Raw genomic sequence first — 1,584 nt, 5'->3', positions numbered from 1 at the left:
GAAGCGGGTGATCTGGCTCGAAAATGTTCAGTGAGCGGGCATGGCGAGATGGACCCGGGGCTGCTCCGAGCCGCCGGATTGGGAACAGGTATCAAGATGTCGGATCAGCTAGTGGCGATGAGGTTGCTGGTGTCGACGCCGAGTTCGATCAGCTCGTGCAGCAGTCTGCGTTTGCGTCGTTCGACTTGATCGGGGCGGCGGTGAAAGTAGTCGAGTCCGAGGTCGCGGTAGGGCACATCGTGGCTGAGCATGTGCCAGACCGCGGTGAGGATCTTGTGCATGACCGCGACGAGTGCCCGTCGAGGTCCGCGCCGCTTGACCATCCTCTTGTAGTAGCTGTTGAGGTAGGAGTTCTTGGTTCGAGCGGCGGCTGCGGCAGCGTCACCGAGCGCGCCGAGCAACCAGCGGTTGCCGTGGGTGGTTCTGCCCGACAGGTTCTTGCCTGCGGATACGTTGTTTCCAGGGGCGACTCCGGCCCAGCTGGCCAGCGCGGCAGCGGTGCGGAACTGAGCCATGTCGCCGCCGGTCTCGGCGAGGATGACCTCGGCGATGCGGTCGGAGACGCCCGGGATGCCGACCAGCAGTTCTCGCTGACGTGCCTGTGGCTGGGTCAGGTGTTCGATCTGGTGGGTGAAGGCCGTGATGCGGGCATCCAGGTAATCGATGTGGTTCAGTGCTTGCCCGGCGAGGAAGGCATGGTTGTCGTCGAACCGGCCGACCAGCGCCTCACGTAGTTCGATGATCTTTGGCCGGGCTTTGCCCAGGGCGAGGTCGGCCAATGCGTGCGGATCCCGTTCTCCGGCGACGAGCGCCTCGATCATGAGTCGCCCGGACATGGTGAGGGTTCGGCTCATCACCGTGGACATCTTGATCCCAGCGTCCTCGAGGACGCTCTCCAGCCGATGCAGCGCGCGCACGCGCTCCCGGACGAGATTGACTCGCTGGCGAGTGAGATCCCGAAGCCGTCGAATGGCCGGCGGGGGCACGAATGAGGGCGAGACCAGCCCGTGCTGCGCCAGCTGGGCGAGCCACTCGGCATCTTTGACGTCGGTCTTGCGTCCGGGGACCTTCTTGACGTCACGAGCGTTGATCAGCCACACGGTGAACCGCTCTTCAAGCACGTAGAACACGGGCTTCCAGTAATCGCCGGTCGCCTCCATCACGACCAGCTCGACATGAGACTCGGCCAGCCAATCCGCCAACGCCATCAGCTGACGCGTCATCGTGGCGAACGTGCGAACCTCCTGCCCGTAACGCCGGCCCGCTCCTTGCCGGGGAGAGCGGACGCAGGCCTTCACGTCAGCCTTGCTGACGTCCAGGCCGGCGACCCGTTCCACGATCACATCCATGAACTCACCACCTCGTCCCAGCCGCCTCGATCCGTAGCGGTTGGCCTGGTGAGGGCACAGCTCAACAAAGAATCTGGCTCACGTGCTCACTGGCAACAATCCAGGGCGCCTGCCCCAAGCCCTCGCGCCAAGCTCATTCACGGGCTCTCCCGCACCAAGATCACACGGCGTCGACCAGGCCGACCGACCCACATTTTCCAACCAACCAGAACGTCGCGCGAGACCTGAACAGCTC

At 64.2% G+C, this 1,584-nt stretch carries 1 protein-coding gene; it reads right to left on the bottom strand.

Annotated features, from left to right (window positions below):
• Positions 1-104: 104 nt before the first annotated feature.
• Entirely contained in the window at positions 105-1,349 is a 1,245-nt protein-coding gene (locus tag ACWD5O_RS37115) for an IS110 family transposase (protein WP_450088171.1), read from the bottom strand.
• Between the last annotated feature and the right edge of the window lie 235 nt (positions 1,350-1,584).

This window comes from Micromonospora sp. NPDC005161, from assembly GCF_053599855.1.
Note: the sequence above shows the minus strand (reverse complement) of the source record. Positions and strands in the feature narration are given on the sequence as shown.

Excerpts from the sequence above, each read along its gene's own strand:
- ACWD5O_RS37115 (WP_450088171.1), bottom strand. The coding sequence starts at position 1,349 with ATGGATGTGATCGTGGAACGGGTCGCCGGCCTGGACGTCAGCAAGGCT.